Annotated in this window: 14 protein-coding genes and 1 pseudogene; 6 read left to right on the forward strand and 9 right to left on the reverse strand. The window is 60.3% G+C overall.

Annotation, left to right across the window (positions count from 1 at the left end; translation table 11 throughout):
• Positions 1-348: a DUF488 domain-containing protein gene (locus HJC04_RS22390; RefSeq protein WP_221147150.1), complete on the reverse strand. Its 348-nt coding sequence runs from the start codon at positions 346-348 to the stop codon at positions 1-3.
• 27 nt (positions 349-375) lie between these two features.
• Entirely contained in the window at positions 376-1,401 is a 1,026-nt protein-coding gene (locus HJC04_RS22395) for an aldo/keto reductase (RefSeq protein WP_210632165.1), read from the reverse strand.
• Between the two features lie 232 nt (positions 1,402-1,633).
• On the opposite strand from HJC04_RS22395, the gene HJC04_RS22400 reads away from it, so the two are divergent.
• The 3 genes from HJC04_RS22400 (at position 1,634) to HJC04_RS22410 (ending at position 6,224) form a co-directional block, all read left to right on the forward strand.
• Positions 1,634-3,562 (forward strand): diguanylate cyclase, encoded by a 1,929-nt coding sequence (locus HJC04_RS22400; RefSeq protein ID WP_221147151.1) that lies wholly within the window; start codon positions 1,634-1,636, stop codon positions 3,560-3,562.
• Between the two features lie 95 nt (positions 3,563-3,657).
• The gene (locus HJC04_RS22405) at positions 3,658-5,952 is read left to right on the forward strand and encodes an FdhF/YdeP family oxidoreductase (RefSeq protein WP_221147152.1); all 2,295 of its coding nucleotides are present in this window, start codon (positions 3,658-3,660) and stop codon (positions 5,950-5,952) included.
• On the forward strand, positions 5,949-6,224 hold the full coding sequence (locus HJC04_RS22410; RefSeq protein WP_221147153.1) for a hypothetical protein: 276 nt from the start codon (positions 5,949-5,951) through the stop codon (positions 6,222-6,224). The genes HJC04_RS22405 and HJC04_RS22410 overlap by 4 nt, the downstream gene beginning before the upstream one ends.
• Before the next feature lie 55 nt (positions 6,225-6,279).
• Here the strand turns inward: HJC04_RS22410 and HJC04_RS22415 are convergent, their stop codons facing one another.
• The 7 genes from HJC04_RS22415 to HJC04_RS22445 all read right to left on the reverse strand — a co-directional run bounded on the left by HJC04_RS22415 (position 6,280) and on the right by HJC04_RS22445 (position 12,988).
• Positions 6,280-7,278, reverse strand: coding sequence for an AraC family transcriptional regulator (locus tag HJC04_RS22415; protein WP_221147154.1), 999 nt, complete (start codon positions 7,276-7,278; stop codon positions 6,280-6,282).
• A gap of 120 nt (positions 7,279-7,398) precedes the next feature.
• Positions 7,399-7,608: a hypothetical protein gene (locus HJC04_RS22420; RefSeq protein WP_210632170.1), complete on the reverse strand. Its 210-nt coding sequence runs from the start codon at positions 7,606-7,608 to the stop codon at positions 7,399-7,401.
• 822 nt (positions 7,609-8,430) lie between these two features.
• Positions 8,431-9,510, reverse strand: coding sequence for a glycine betaine/L-proline ABC transporter ATP-binding protein (locus tag HJC04_RS22425; RefSeq protein WP_221123559.1), 1,080 nt, complete (start codon positions 9,508-9,510; stop codon positions 8,431-8,433).
• Positions 9,503-10,390, reverse strand: a complete 888-nt coding sequence (locus HJC04_RS22430) for a proline/glycine betaine ABC transporter permease (RefSeq protein ID WP_210632172.1) — start codon at positions 10,388-10,390, stop codon at positions 9,503-9,505. The genes HJC04_RS22425 and HJC04_RS22430 overlap by 8 nt, the downstream gene beginning before the upstream one ends.
• Positions 10,391-10,483: 93 nt before the next feature.
• Complete coding sequence (locus HJC04_RS22435; protein WP_221147155.1) at positions 10,484-11,485, reverse strand: ABC transporter substrate-binding protein; 1,002 nt, start codon at positions 11,483-11,485, stop codon at positions 10,484-10,486.
• 68 nt (positions 11,486-11,553) lie between these two features.
• A complete protein-coding gene (locus HJC04_RS22440; RefSeq protein ID WP_221147156.1) occupies positions 11,554-12,348 on the reverse strand; it encodes a pyrroline-5-carboxylate reductase in 795 nt (264 codons plus the stop codon).
• Positions 12,349-12,358: 10 nt separating this feature from the next.
• Positions 12,359-12,988 (reverse strand): TetR/AcrR family transcriptional regulator, encoded by a 630-nt coding sequence (locus HJC04_RS22445; RefSeq protein WP_221147157.1) that lies wholly within the window; start codon positions 12,986-12,988, stop codon positions 12,359-12,361.
• Between the two features lie 147 nt (positions 12,989-13,135).
• Between HJC04_RS22445 and HJC04_RS22450 the strand changes: the two genes are divergently transcribed.
• The 3 genes and pseudogenes from HJC04_RS22450 to HJC04_RS22460 all read left to right on the forward strand — a co-directional run.
• Positions 13,136-15,172: an NADH:flavin oxidoreductase gene (locus HJC04_RS22450; protein ID WP_221147158.1), complete on the forward strand. Its 2,037-nt coding sequence runs from the start codon at positions 13,136-13,138 to the stop codon at positions 15,170-15,172.
• Positions 15,173-15,214: 42 nt separating this feature from the next.
• Positions 15,215-15,835, forward strand: a complete 621-nt coding sequence (locus tag HJC04_RS22455) for a dimethylsulfoniopropionate lyase (RefSeq protein WP_221147159.1) — start codon at positions 15,215-15,217, stop codon at positions 15,833-15,835.
• Positions 15,836-15,951: 116 nt separating this feature from the next.
• Positions 15,952-16,076, forward strand: a pseudogene (locus tag HJC04_RS22460) (electron transfer flavoprotein subunit beta/FixA family protein); the annotation flags it as partial.

Here is a 16,076-nt window from a genome sequence, read left to right on the forward strand (position 1 = left end):
TCAGGCTTCGCCGATAAAACTTTGAAGCACGATCGCATGATTGTGAGCCTGGTCTTTCGCCGAATAGAGAAGCGTGGCGTCCGACCGCCCGATCAGGCGTTCGAGCTCCTCGACGGCTGATGAGTTCTTTTTGAGCTCGTCGCGGTAACGACGCTGAAATTCGCTCCATTTGGCCGGATCATGGCCGAACCATCGGCGCAGCCCCGGACTCGGCGCTATGTCCTTCAGCCAGACATCGACCGCCGCCACCTGCTTCTTCAAGCCGCGCGGCCACAGCCTGTCGACCAGAATACGCGTGCCATCCCTGTCTTCTTTCGGCTCGTAGATTCGTTTGATGTGCAGGGCCAATTTTTCATCCGCAATGAAGTAGGTAAGTCAGCGCGAGAGGGGCGCATCACCGCGCATCAAGCCCAGCGATTTCAGGTCCTCCCACAGTTCGCGAGGGATATGTCTGTTCCGCGCCCGGTCGTTGGACGCCACCTGATCGATCGACTGGCCGCCTGGGATGACGGAAACGACAGCCGGATGGAAGAGCGGAAAGTTGAGAGCCGCGTCCGAGAGAGCGACGTTGTATTTCAGGCAGACTTGTTCGATGCGCCGGACTTTATCGAGGATGTGTGACGGGGCGTCAGAGTAATTGTATTGCGCGCCGGCAATCGGGCCTGTCACCAGTATGCCGGAGTTATAGGGACCGCCGAGCACGATGCCGATATTGCGGGCGACGCACAGGGGAAGAAAGGATTCCAACGCCTCCTGCTCGAGCAGAGTATAGCGTCCGGCAAGCAGAAACAGGTCGAAGTCGCCACGCTCGGCAAGCGTCTGGCACATCTCCCACTCGTTTATTCCGCCACCGATGGCTTTCACCACTCCCTGATCGCGCAGCGAGGTCATGGCCTGATACCCACCGTTCATGAATTGCTCGAGATAATGGTCGCAGGCGGCCTGGTTGCCGTGATTGAAGACATCCAGATCGTGCACGAACAGAATATCGAAGCAGTCGAGCCCGGTGCGCTCGAAAGAGGCTTCGAACGATCGCATGATGCCATCGTAGCTGTAGTCAAAAACCTCTCGGCGATTGGGCGTGTCGAAGAATTTACCGATGCCGGTCCGCTGTTCGGGTCGACAGACCTTGAGGAGCCTGCCGACTTTTGTCGAGACGACGAAGTCTTTACGCTGTTTCGTAGCGAGAAAGCGGCCAAGCCGCCTCTCGGCGAGGCCAAGCCCGTAGAGCGGCGCAGTGTCGAAGTAACGGATGCCGTGTTGCCAGGCCGCATCCAAGACTGCTGCCGCCTCTTCATCGGTTATCGCCCGATAAAGATTGCCGAGAGGCGCGGTGCCGAACCCGAGTTCGGTAAAGGTCAGCCCGCCGTCGCCCCTGCGGTCCCAATGTCGCGTCCTCATGTCAAGGCTCCGCATTCCATATTCGTTTGCTGCTCGTGGTCGACACTGCATTCTAACCAATAACGCTTCTGCGTGGAATCGAGACTGAAGTGAGAAACCTCGGTCTGCGGTGGTTCGGGCAATGGCGTCCCATCCGGCCGGATCCCGCAGAAGAGCGCGATATCCGGTGCATTAGCCGGTGAATGGCGCAACCGGCTGTCCGACTTAACGAAGCCCAAACCAGTGTTGTCGTATGACATGTTTATTACATGGTTTGGAAGGTGGACCCAACGCGGTGAATGGCATCTGGACGCAATTTGGTGGCAACCTTTCCTTCGTGTCTCTGGCGATGTCGCTGTGGGCGCTCTTTTCTATCCAGTTTCAGCGCCGTTCCTTCGCGCAAGAGAAGATCGCCTTTGGGATAATAGCGGGCGGCGCCTCCATCGGGTCCATACTGCTCGCGATCGAGTTTCATCCCGGCATCTATATCGACCTGCGTTTTTCGCCGCTGGCATTGGCCGGCATGTTCGGGGGGCCGATGGCGGCGGCTTTTGCCGCGTCGCTGGCGATCGCCTTCCGCTTTGCCGTCGGCGGCACGGCGATGGTCGATGGCATTATCACCATTGCATGCGCAGCCGGCATCGGCGTCGCCGGCCATGTCTGGACCCGCAAGAGATCTCCCGGTTTCACCGACGTCGTTCTGCTCGGCCTTGCCCTTGGCGGCACACTGGTTGCAGCGATGGCCTTGCTTCCCACTCTCGTGGCTGCCCATGTGCTGGCCGGCGTGGGTTTCCCCGTGACGGCCTCGAATTGTCTGGCGACTTTGCTCGGTGGCTTTGTTCTCCTGAAGACGCAACGATGGGAACTCGAACGCAGCATTCTGGTGACGGCATTTTCGCAATCGCCGGATTACCTTTATGTGAAGGACCGAAACAGCCGCTTCATCACCGTCAATGAAAACATGACTCGCCTCTTCCGTTTCAGGACGATGGCGGAGATGACCGGATTGTCGGATTTCAATCTGATGTCGCAGCCGCTCGCAGAAGAATTGTATCATCTCGAGCAGCAGGTGATGGAGACAGGGACGCCGCTGATCGACTCCACCGAGCGGATCGAAGGCCGTTTCCTGCTCGCTTCCAAAGTGCCGCTCAGGGACAAGCAGGGACGGATCATCGGCCTTGCAGGCGTGACCCGTGATGTGACCGAGCGTACAGCGCTGGAGCGGGAGCTTCGCGACAGCAAGAACCTGCTGTCACATGCGATGGCGAACATGTCCGACGGCATCGCCATGTACGACAGCAAAGGGTTTCTTCTCTTCTGCAACGATCAATACCGCAACGCCTTTCCGCTCTCCGGGGCTGCCCGCGTGGTCGGCGCGCATATCAGCGACATCCTGCGCCGCGTCGTCGAAACCGGCGAGCGGCCCGCTATCGCAGAGGGTAATGCGGAAGAGTGGATCAAGACCGCCACCGCGACACTGCACAGCAACAAGGACGAGGAGGTTCAGCTTCACAACGGTGATTGGCGCAGCATCCGCACAAGGATTTCCGGGGACGGCACGGCAATGGCCGTCGTCTCCGACATCACGGCGACGAAACAGGCGGAAATCGCGCTCAGGCTGTCGGCGGAGCAATTGAAGAATCTTGCCGAGACCGACGGGCTTACCGGCATCGTCAATCGCCGCGCTTTCGACGAGGCCTTCGCGCGTGAGACGGCGGGCAGCGCCAGGAAAAACACGCCTTTCAGCCTGTTGATGGTCGATATCGACCGCTTCAAAGCCTATAACGATACCTATGGTCATCCCGCCGGCGACCAATGCCTGCGCGTCGTCAGCAAGTGTCTGCGCCAGGCCGTCAGTCGGCCCGCGGACATCGTCGCGCGCTACGGCGGAGAGGAATTCGCCGTGTTCCTCCCCGATACCAGCGCCAAGGGGGCGATGATCGTCGCCGAGCAATTCGCGCGTCGCCTGGCCCAGGAGAATATCATTCATTCCGGCAGCGAATTCGGGCGGGTCACCGCCAGCATCGGCCTATCCTGCGCTACAGGCGCGACCCTGCGGACCAGCCCGAACCGGCTTTTGGCAGAGGCCGACGCCGCGCTCTATGAGGCCAAGACGCAAGGCCGCAACCGCATCCTGGCGCATTCCCGCGAGAACGGGCATGCCCTGAAGGAAACCGGTTAAACTCCGCGCTTCAGAATCTCTCGATAGGTTTCTTCTATCGAGTCATCGCTCGTACGCCCTTGATGTTTAGCGCCCTTCAGCAATACAGGGCGCGCATGGACACAAAATTCATCGGGAAGAAATCGGCGGCGGCTGGCGGCTGGGGCGCTCTGAAAAGCTGCGGCAAACAATTGCTGCAAAGCGGCACGCCGGTCTCGGGTGCGCGGACGATGCTGAAGGCGAACCAGCCGGACGGCTTCGATTGCCCGGGCTGCGCCTGGGGCGATCCGGAACACGGATCGTCGTTCGAATTTTGTGAGAACGGCGTGAAGGCCGTCGCATGGGAGGCCACGGAAAAGCGGACGACCCCCGCTTTCTTTGCGGCGACTACGGTCGCTGAGCTTCGCCGGTTGTCGGATTACGAACTGGAACTCAATGGCCGCCTCACCCATCCGATGCGTTACGATGCTGCGAGCGACCGTTACCTGCCGGTGGCGTGGGAGGATGCTTTTGCCGAGATCGGCAGCATTCTGAAGGGCCTCGATAATCCCAATCGGGCGGAGTTCTATACGTCCGGCCGCGCCAGCAACGAGGCTGCCTTCCTCTATCAGCTGTTCGTGCGCATCTACGGCACCAACAATTTTCCCGATTGTTCCAACATGTGCCACGAGGCAAGTGGAATCGCCCTGAATCAGGCGATCGGCGTCGGCAAGGGCACCGTGCTTCTGGAGGACTTCGAGGAGGCCGATGCGATTTTCGTGATCGGCCAGAACCCCGGCACCAATCATCCCCGAATGCTCGGTGATCTGCGCCGGGCGGCGATGCGCGGCGGGCAGGTCGTCGTCTTCAATCCGATCCGCGAGCGCGGGCTGGAGCGTTTCTCCGATCCGCAGGACAAGATCGAGATGCTGCGCGGCGGCTCGACCGACATTGCCAGCCTTTATCTGCAACCGCAGCTCGGTGGCGACATGGCCGCTGTGCGCGGAATGGCAAAGGCGGTGCTGGCTGCCGAAGACGCTGCGGTTGCCGCCGGTCTGCCACCGGTCCTCGATCATGCGTTCCTGGCCGACCATTGCGTCGGATTTGCGCAATACCTGCAAGCGGTCGAGGCGACGGCCTGGGCTGATATCGAAGAGCAATCGGGACTGAGCCGACAGGACATCGAACAGGCGGCCGACGTCTATATCAAGGCCGACCGGGTCATCTGCACCTGGGCGATGGGCGTGACCCAGCACCTGCATTCGGTGGCGACGATCCGCGAGATCGCCAGTTTCATGTTCTTGCGCGGCAATATTGGCAAGCCCGGCGCTGGTCTTTGCCCGGTGCGTGGTCATTCCAACGTGCAAGGCGATCGCACCGTCGGCATCAATGAAAAACCGTCGGATGATTTCCTCGATGCGCTGGAGAAACATTTCCGCTTCACCGTCCCGCGGGAGCATGGTCACAATGTCCTTGCCGCGATCGGAGCGATGCTCGACGGTTCGGCCAAGGCTTTCATCGGGCTTGGCGGCAATTTTGCCCGTGCGACGCCCGACAGCGCACTGGTCGAAAAAGCGCTTCGGCGGCTGAAGTTGACGGTGCACATCGCCACCAAACCCAATCATTCGCATCTGCTGCCCGGTGAGGCGTCCTTCATTCTGCCCTGCCTCGGGCGTACCGAGATGGATCTGAACGCTGCCGGCAATTCCCAACTCGTCAGTGTCGAAGATTCGATGAGCATGGTGCATGGTTCCGCCGGCATCAATCGCCCGGCCTCGCCGCATCTCCGCTCGGAAGTCGCCATCATTGCCGGCATTGCGCAGGCGACGGTCGGCTCCTCCGTGGTCGACTGGGCGGAGCTTGCCCACGACTACGACCGCATCCGTGATCATATCGAGGCGACCATTCCCGGCTTCGAGAATTACAATATGCGCCTGCGCAAGCCGCGCGGTTTCCATCTGCGCAACGCGGCGGCCCACCGGGAATGGCAGACGCCGGCAGGCAGAGCATCATTTTCTTGCCAGCCGCTTCCTGAGGAGACGGTGCACCAGCGTGCGCGAAGAGGAGGGGGGCAGTTCGCTCTGCAGACGTTCCGATCGCACGACCAATACAATACGACGGTCTATGGTCTCGATGACCGATATCGCGGCGTCTACGGAGAGCGGCAGGTCATCTTCATTCATCCGGCGGATCTGAAGGCGATGAATGCCGGGGCCGGTGACCGTGCCGACGTAATCGGCGAGCACGATGACGGTGTCGAGCGGATCGCGCCGGATTTCCGCTTCGTGCCCTATGATATTCCGCGCGGCAGCATTGCCGGTTATTACCCGGAACTGAACGTGCTCGTGCCGCTTGGCAGCGCCGGCGAGGAAAGCGACACGCCGACCTCGAAATCGATCACGGTTTCCCTGCGCAAGCGAGACGCCGCGTGAGCAAAGAGGCTATCGGCGCCGACCGGTTTCTTTCCCTTGTAGCTATGGCGCAAGAGAGGAATGTCGGACTGACCTCTATTCAAGCCGGTCTGCTCGTCGCTGCCGAGCTCGGGATCGCGTCCGACAGCCGCTCCTTTGCGCGCATGCTGGGGATCTCGCATGCGCTTGTGTTGCGGGACCTCAGCGCGCTGGCGGAGCGTGATGATAAGCTTCGGATCGTCAAGCGGGATCCGAGGACCATGCGAGTGCACTACAGGTTGGCAGCGCTCTAAAAGACAAAGGTGCAAAGAGCGAAGCTTAAGGATCGGCGCGCGCTTCAGCTGCAAGTTACCGGCGGCTTACACGCTTCCTCGTTTCGGAGGGATATTCGCCATAAGTCGCGTTGTAGACCTGGGAAAAGCGGCCGAAATGAAAGAAGCCCCATTTCAGGCAGATGGCCTTCATCGTCTCCTTGCACTCGGGATCGATCAGATCCTGCCGCGCCGCGCGCAGGCGAAGCGTCAGCAGATAAGCGGCGGGGGACGTTCCCTTGAATGCGCGGAAGCCGGTTTCGAGCGCTCTGCTGGAGACGCCGGCCGCTTGCGCCACCTTTGGCATGGTGATCGGCTGATCGATATTGGCCTGCATGAACTCGATCGCCCTGCGCACATGCCTCGGAGCAATAAGGGCGGGTCCCTTTTCAAGGAAATGCGACAGCCGATGCGGCACGATGCGCACGACGAGATCGGCGAGCGCCTGCGTCATGTGCGCCATGGCGATCGGCGACTGCAGCAGGGGACCGTCGTCGCGCATTCCTGATATGATCGTCTCCGTGAGGTTGCCGATCGTCCGACCGGCCGGCGTTGACAGATCCAGTTCCGGCAGCAAGTCGAGCGAGCCGCTGAACGGCATTTCGAATGTCCGGCCAATCGCCTGGAGGATGACGGGCCAGTTGATCAGCAACTCGTCGATGACGTTGCCTTGCCCATGCATGAGAACGCTGTCGGGCTCGAAATTGTTGTAGAGAAGCAGTTTGCCTTGCCCGGCCTCGGCCTTGCGCGACCCATAGGTAACTCCCATGCCGCCGCGGCGCGGCACGACGAGCGACAGGTACTCTGCCGTGGTGACGGTCGGCTCGATGTTGAATTGGAACTCCGCCTCATGATAGCCCGTCAGCAGGACGGCTCTCTCGGCCACCGAAAAATCCAATCCCCAATGAAAGTCCTTGGCGCGGCCGACAGGCTCGGCATCAAACGCGCCGAAAGCGCCGCCAAGGGTTTCCACCATATTGTCGAAAGACGAACCGTGGAATCGGAAGGAGAATGGCTGGGCGCTGTTTTCCGTCATGCTGTCCCCGTTATTTCATCTGGCGTCGCACGGCGTGACGCCCCGGCCGCATCGCCATAGATGAAGTACGTCCCTCATTCTGGTTGCACGTCACCGAGCTCATCTTTCTTCTCGCGCCTGTCAGGACCTTGTGGAGGGCATGATGAACGAAGCTTCGCCGTATAATAGCCAATAACAGGCCAGAGCGCAGTAAGCGGCAGCCAGGCGGGCAAGTTTCAGCGTGATCCGGGTGTCGGTTTTGCTGGCCTGGGCAAGGCGGTCCAGCCCGAGCCCGAGCGTGGCGGGCGCCGGAAAACGCGAAGCTTTTAGATACTTTACCGATAATTCCATCCGTCGAATTTTCCCGGCCAGTCGTCAGGAACTGACAGAACCGGTTGCACTTGGCAAGCCTTGGAACTGCTGCTTTGATGGTGGTCCGGTGATGAAACGATTAGCCAACGTGCCCATGAAGCACATTCAAGGCGCCATCCAAGAGTCGCCTGCCGAAGGTTCTGAAGTGGACCGCTCGAGATCGCCTTCGGCAGGCTGACAGGCAGTTGGCATACGCACGGGATGGAGTGCGTATAGACGTAAACCCTTCCATCGTTTGGGGTCATCGATGGAGGGGGGCTTGCAAACCGTAGACCATCATGGCCCCGGTCGGACTGAGATTAGTGTTCTACGGCAATGGAGCAATTGGCGCGTTCCGATATTGTCGGTCAATCGGCTTTTCGCGACGCAGTATGGACCGGTCCTGCGCAAAATGTATAGGCTAGCCCTCCCTCCCCACTCTTTGGTTGCCCCTGAATTAAAGATCCAGTCCGACTCACCTCCTGTCGGAGAAGGCATAGAGATCTGGTATAAAGACAATTCATTTGTCGATGCCTGGACCTCGACAGGTGGCATCAGCCCTCTGAAAGCAGGTTTCGGAGAATCAAACCCGTTGGCAGGGCGACAGCATCGGTACCGATCGCCTCGACATCCGACGTGTCGATATAAGAGTCAAGTCTAACGACTGCCCGCGAGCTTTGTCAGGCGCCGCTCGCGCCGGCCGAGGATCTCCCCGAGCCCGCATTCGTGATCCCTCAGCAGCCGGCTTGCCGATTGCGGTGCGTGGTGACGCGCCGAACGTCGGTGCCGCCGGCCAGACCGGGAGAGCCCGCGCCCGTAGGTTCAGAGCGCGATCGAAAGGGCGCTTTCGCGTGGGGGAGCCACCTCCTGCGAGTTCACCATTGCACCGGCGAGCTGGCGGAAGGTGACAAGGCCCAAGGTTTCTCCCGACGGCGAAACCACCCTGGCATCGTCGTTCGGTGTCGAAGCCAGTATTCGGACGGCTTCTTCCACGGTCGTACCCGATGCGATCGTCAAGCCGCCAGGCGCTGCGGCGGAGTGCAAAGGTGTCATGACGGCTTCGACATGGACGACCCGGCCTCGGTTCACTTCCTTGACGAAGTTGGCGATGTAATCGTCGGCCGGGCGCAGCACGATGTCCTGGCTGGTGCCCTGCTGAATCACTTCGCCGTCGCGCAGGATGGCGATCTGGTCGCCCAGGCGCAAAGCCTCGTCGAGATCGTGGGTGATGAAGACGATGGTCTTCTTGATCTCTTTCTGAATGTCGAGAAGGACAGTCTGCATATCCGTGCGGATCAAGGGATCGAGCGCCGAATAGGCTTCGTCCATCAGAAGCACCGGCGCATCGTTGGAAAGGGCCCGCGCCAGGCCGACGCGCTGCTGCATGCCGCCGGAAAGCTGGTTCGGGTATTTTTGCTCGAAGCCTTTCAGCCCGACGCGCTCGATCCAGCGCATGGCGATTTCAACGGCTTTCGCACGCTCCATCCCCTGCACTTCGAGACCGAAGATGGTGTTGTCGAGGACATTGCGGTGCGGCAGAAGTGCGAATTTCTGAAACACCATCGCCGTCTGTTGCCGCCGAAACGTCCGCAATTCGGCTTCGTTCATCTTCACAACATCGACGCCGTCGACCAGCACTTCGCCGGATGTCGGATCGATCAGGCGATTGATGTGGCGAATGAGCGTCGATTTGCCCGAACCGGAAAGGCCCATGATGACCTGAATGCAGCCGGAGGGGATCTCGACATTGATATCCCTGAGGCCCAGGACGTGACCGTGCTTTTCGTTGAGTTCGGTCTTCGTCAGCCCCTTCTGCACCGCTTCGACATAAGAGGCGGGATTGGGGCCGAAGATCTTGTAGAGGTGGCGGATCTTGATGCCGCCGAAACGATGCTCAGCCATGGACGGTCTCCTGATGCTTCTGGAGCCTTTTGCCATATGCCTGGCTGACCCGGTCGAAGATGATGGCGATGCCGACGATGGCAAGGCCGTTGAAAATGCCCAGCGTGAAGTACTGGTTGGCGATCGCCTTGAGCACCGGCTGGCCGAGACCCTGGACGCCGATCATGGAAGCGATGACCACCATGGCGAGCGCCATCATGATCGTCTGGTTGATGCCGGCCATGATGGTAGGAAGCGCCAGCGGCAGCTGCACCTTGAAAAGCTTCTGAGACCGCGACGTCCCGAAGGCGTCGGCCGCTTCCAGCACGTCCTTGTCCACCAGGCGGATGCCGAGATCGGTCAAGCGGATCATCGGCGGGATCGCGTAGATGACAACGGCGATCAGACCAGGCACCTTGCCGATGCCGAGCAGCATGACGACGGGGATGAGATAGACGAAGCTCGGCATCGTCTGCATAACGTCGAGGATCGGATTGACGACGCGCTGCAGCCGGTCGGAGCGAGCCATCAGGATCCCGATCGGGATGCCGATGGCGATGGAGAGCACGGTACAGACGAAGATCATCGAGACCGTCCGCATCGTGTCGTCCCACATGTCGAAGTAGCCGATCAGCATCAGCGTCACCAGGCAGCCGACGACGATCTTCAAGCTGCGGCTCGCAAACCATGCAATGACGAGGACGATCAAGGTGATGATCGGCCATGGCGTCTGCGTCATGAAGCGTTCGGCGGCGATGAGGAAGTGCTGCAGCGGAACGAAGAGGCTTTCGATGCCGTCGCCATAGCTGCGGGTAAAGCCGCGAAAGCCGTCATCGATCGCCTTCTTCAGATTCCGAAGCGCGTCATCGTTCATGTGCGGGAATTTGTAAAACCATTCCATCTCGGTTCCCCTTTTGTCAAAGAGCCGTAGCAGTCTTTTTGATTTTGTCGGCGCGTGAGAAGCGGTGCGCTTTTCGCGCACCGCAATTTTGGCCTAGAGAGCAGCTTCGATCTTCTTGGCTGCTTCAGGCGAGACCCACTTGGTCCAAATGTCCTTGTTTTCTTCCAGGAAGTGCTTGGCGCCGTCTTCGCCGGTCGCCTGATTATCCGTCATCCAGGCCATCAGCTTGTTGACGGTGTCGTTGCTCCAGGAGCGCTTCTTCAGGTAGTCCATGACCTCAGGCCCGACCTTTTCGGAGAAAGGCTTGGCAACCAGGGTGACGACGTGATCGACCGGCCATGCCGCCGGCTTCGGATCAGGGCAGTCGGCAACGGTGATGCAGCGTTTCCACTCGGCGGCATCCTCCGGCACGCCGGCTTCCAGCTTGACCATCTGATACTTGCCGAGCAGAGCGGTCGGCGCCCAGTAATAGCCGACCCAGCCTTCCTTGCGCTCGTAAGCCTTGGCGATCGAACCGTCGAGACCGGCGGCAGAGCCGGTGTCGACAAGGGTGAAGCCCGCCTTTTCGGCATCAAACGCCTTGTAGAGCTGCGAGGTGACGACCGTGCCGCCCCAGCCCTGCGGGCCGTTGACGATGGCGCCCTTCTTCGGATCTTCGGGATCTGGGAAGAGTTCCGGATGCTTCAGCGCATCGCCGATCGTTTTGATGTCGGGATGGGCGTCGGCGAGATATTTCGGAATCCACCAGCCCTGTACGCCGCCATCCGGCAGCGGCGAGCCGACCTGAACGATGCGGCCTTCTTCCGTGCCCTTCTTGACGACGTCGGGCAGCAGGTCGATCCATGCTTCGGGCGCGATATCCGGCTGGCCTTTTTCGGCCATGGAGGTGATCGTCGGGACAGTGTCGCCGACGGTGATGTCGGCGCTGCAGCCGTAACCTTCGTTCAGGATGAACTTGTCCAGATTGGAGAGAACTTCGGCGCTTTGCCAGTTCATGCTGGCGATGGTGACGCTGCCGCATTCGGCGGCGCCGGCGAAGGACGCGCCGCCGATCAGGCCGAACGTCAAGCATGTCGATGCAAGTAGTTTCTTCATTCTCGTTCCCTCTATTTAGCGGCTGATCTGGCCAGGCGGGGTGCCGCAGTACCCACCCTCAACGGTCGTCAGGAAACAGCTCCCATACTCACCGATTTCTTGAATGCTGCCGATAGTCCTTCCCCCACCGCAGCGTCGAACCCGGCGGCGCGCATGCCTTCGATGGCTGCCGCGGTGGTGCCGCGATAGTCGAGAAAGGTTTGAACGACGTTGTCGGGACATTCGTTGCGGCGCTCCAGCAGCCGGCCGGCGCCTGATATCACCGTATTGACGGCGCGGCGCGCAACCTCGGCGGGCAGGCCGCGGGCGACGGCGTCGCGCATCATGGCGGCGGCGAGCAGCGCCGGGAATGCCGGCCCTGAGCCGGCAAGGCCTGTGAGGTAATCGATGTCGCTTTCCCTTGCGACTTCGTCCTCAGATCCGCAGGTCTCGAAGATCGCGCGGACCATGGCCCGGTCATCTCCAGTGATGCCGCTCGCCCCGATCCATGGCGTATAGGATTTTGCCACTTCGGCAGCGGCATTTGGCAGGGCGCGAACGACGCGGCCGGTCTTGTGGCGCTCCGAAAGGGCGCTCAGGCGAATGCCGGCCATGACTGAGATGACGAGCTTGCCGGAGGCGTCGACGGCGAGCGGATGCCAGTCATCGGGGCGGACGGAGAGAAGGACCACATCAGAGCGGTCGATAAGCTCCTGATTGTCCCTGGTCCAGAAGGAATCCGGGAAACAGTCGGGCTGTCGGCTGCGATAGGAGAGGCAGAGATTTCGAGCATCAACCAGGCCGGAATCGAGGATCGAGCCCGCGATGGCTCCACCAAGCCAGCCGCCACCGCCAATAATACCAATCCTCAAGGAAACGCTCATCTCGGTTTCCTCAGCCGAACCTATAGCCGTGCCGCGCGAAGAAGCGGTCGAGCTCCCTCTGCTGCGGCACTTCGCCCGTGTAGATCGCGATATATTCCGGAATCCGTTTCATGCGGACGGCGAGTTCCTCCTTCGACTGCATGGAAATGTACCCGATCTGAACGAGATAAGTTGTCCGCGCTCTGACATCCGATGTCGTTTCTGGTACTCCGAACCGCATAAACATGCGTTTGAGTGCCTCCAGCCGGATCTGATCGGCCTTGTGGACCTCGGCCAGAAGCTCGTCCGACTGCAGCGCCCAGCTGCGCACGGCAAACTCGAACTTGGCGTCGAAGAGATCGGTGTTCAGCCAGCAATCGAAGACATTGAGCATCGCTTCGGCCAGTGACTCTGCATAGGCTTCGGACTGTTTGACGATATTGCCAGTGTTTTTCTCACGCCATCGCGCCACCAGCGCGCTCAAGAGTTCCTCCCGATCCTTGAAGAACCAGTAGAAGCTCGTCCGCGAGAGATTGAGCTTTTTTGCGAGCGGCAGAATCTTCACCGAATCCACGCCAGATTCCAGCAGCGCCTGGTAGGCTGCTTCCAGCCATCCCTCGTGCGATCCGCGCCAACCGGTGTCGTTCAAAGCCTGGTCCATGCGTTCTCTCCTAGCAAATTCCGCGGCCTCGCACAAGAAAAATGTACATAAGTGTCGAATATGGTGACTGTATTGTTTTCAAGATTGACACTTGTGTACATTGCACTTAGCGTCTGCTTCGATGTTTTTAATCCGGAACCACGGCCCATGTCGAACGATCCTCTTCTTCAGCCCTACCAACTCAAGCATCTGACGTTGCGTAACCGCATCATCGTAACCGCGCATGAGCCGGCCTATCCCGAGGACGGCATGCCGAAGGAGACGTATCGGGCCTATACCGTGGAGCGGGCAAAGGGCGGGGTGGCCTTGACGATGACGGCAGGCTCCGCCGCGGTTTCCCGGGACAGTCCGCCCGTCTTCAACAACTTGCTCGCCTATAAGGACGAGATCGTCCCCTGGATCAGGGAAATGACCGACGCCGTGCATGAAGAGGGTGCGGCGATCATGATCCAGCTTACCCATCTCGGCCGGCGCACGCGCTGGGACAAGGGTGACTGGCTGCCGGTCGTCGCCCCGTCGCATCTTCGCGAGGCTTCGCATCGCGCCTTCCCGAAGAAGGTGGAAGATTGGGACATCGAGCGCATCATCAAGGATTTTGCCGACGCGGCCGAACGGATGAAGGCGGGCGGTATGGATGGAATCGAGCTGGAGGCCTACGGCCACCTGATCGACCAGTTCGCGTCTCCGCTCACCAACGAACTCGACGGCCCCTATGGGGGTGCGCTCGAGAACCGCATGCGCTTCTGTTTCGACGTGTTCAGGGCGATCCGCGAGAGAGTGGGGGACGAATTCATCCTCGGCGTACGCTATACGGCGGACGAGTGTCTGCCCGGCGGAAACGGGCAAGCTGAAGGCATAGAGATTTCGAAGCGGCTGCGCGACAGCGGGCTTATCGACTATCTGAACGTCATTCGCGGCCATATCGACACCGACGCCGGTCTGACCGACGTCATCCCGATCCAGGGCATGGCGAACTCACCGCACCTGGATTTTGCCGGTGAAATCCGCGCCGCGACCAACTTCCCGACCTTTCATGCGGCGAAGATTCCCGACGTCGCCACGGCGCGACATGCGATTGCAGCAGGAAAAGTCGACATGGTCGGCATGACCCGCGCCCACATGACCGACCCGCACATCGTCCGCAAGATCATCGAGAAGCGGGAAGAGGATATCCGCCCCTGTGTCGGCGCCAACTACTGTCTCGACCGCATCTATCAAGGTGGGGCCGCCTACTGCATCCACAATGCCGCCACCGGCCGCGAATTGACGATGTCGCATATCCTGGCAAAGGCCGACGTCAGAAAGAAGGTCGTCATTGTCGGCGCCGGCCCGGCCGGGCTGGAGGCTGCGCGCGTCGCTGGCGAGCGCGGCCACCAGGTGGTGGTTTTCGAAGCGGCGAACAATCCAGGCGGTCAGATCCGCCTCACCGCCCAAAGCGAACGCCGCAGGGAAATGATCAGCATCATCGACTGGCGCATGACCCAGTGTGAGAAATACGATGTCACCTTCCACTTCAACACCTGGGCGGAACCCGACACGATCGAGGCGGAGAACCCCGATGTCGTCATCATCGCCACTGGCGGCCTGCCGCATACCGAGGTGCTCACCAGCGGCAACGAGCTGGTGGTCTCCTCTTGGGACATCATCTCCGGCGATGTGAAACCCGGAACCAACGTGCTTGTTTTCGACGACGCCGGCGATCATGCAGCGCTTCAGGCGGCGGAGTTCATTGCCAAGGCGGGCTCCAAAGTCGAGATCATGACGCCGGACCGGTCCTTCGCGCCGGAGGTCATGGCGATGAACCTGGTTCCCTATATGCGCTCGCTCCAAAAGTACGACGTGACCTTCACCGTTACCTATCGGCTGGAGGCCGTCGAGAAGAGAGGTAACCAGCTCGTCGCCCTCATCGGCAGCGATTACGGCGGAATTGCCCGTCAGCACAGCTACGACCAGATCGTCGTCAATCACGGGACCATCCCGCTCGACGAACTCTATTTCGAGCTGAAGCCCAAGTCGAATAATCTCGGCGAGGTCTCGCACGACCAGCTTCTCCAGGGGCAACCGCAATCCGTCATCCGCAATCCAGAGGGCAAGTTCCAATTGTTCCGGATCGGCGACGCCGTCGCTGCCCGCAATACGCATGCCGCTGTCTATGACGGTCTGCGCATCGCAAAGGATATATGATTGTCAGAGCGGCCGCCTGTCGGCCGATCGGGAGGGGATGATATGAGTCTGCGCAACGAAAGCCTCCAGCATTTCCTGGAAGCCGCTTCGGTCGCTTTCGGCCAGTTCGCCAGGGCTCCGGAAGCCCGCCGCTCGATCGGGCAGTTCTTCGCGGCGCTGGAGCGTCAGGGGACTGCGCGCGCCGGAGAGGGAAGCCGGTTACCGGTCTGCGCTCACCTCGATATGGCGCTCGCCGTCGATACGTCCTATGCTTCGCTGGCGCGATTGATCGAGGGGTTCAAAGGCATCGAGCCAATGCTTGAATGGCGTCGCCGCACAAAGTATGACCACACCACGGCCAGCGACAATTTCGTTGATGGGCATGCCAATGCCATGATCGTCGGGCCGGGTGGATTGGAGGAGCGAAGTGACCTGTGGTTCGGCGTGACATTGATGGCGCCTCACGTGCGCTATCCCGATCATGACCATGCGCCGGAGGAAGTCTATCTCATGCTGTCCAAGGGAGAGTTCCAGCAGGGGGAGGGGAACTGGTTCTCGCCTGGTATCGGCGGGTCGTTCTATAATATTCCCAGGATCAAACATGCCATGCGGTCGGCGGAGACGCCGCTCTTCGCCTTCTGGGCGTTGCTTGCCGAGCGGTCGCATTGGCGGCCGGCTGTCTAAAGCATGTCGCGCAAAGCTGTGCGGCGGTTGCGGCAACGGCTTACGTAAAAACGAGTTAAAGCGCAGAGCAAGCGAATCTGAAAGATCGCGGCGCGCTTTGGATAAAGGGGCTTGCCATGAAGATTCTCGTGCCCGTCAAACGGGTTGTCGACTACAACGTGAAGATCCGGGTGAAGCCGGATGGCACGGGTGTCGAGCTTGCCAATGTGAAGATGTCGATGAACCCGTTCGACGAGATCTC

This window comes from Rhizobium sp. NLR8a (genome assembly GCF_019685235.1).
In the GTDB taxonomy this organism is placed as follows: Bacteria; Pseudomonadota; Alphaproteobacteria; order Rhizobiales; family Rhizobiaceae; genus Rhizobium.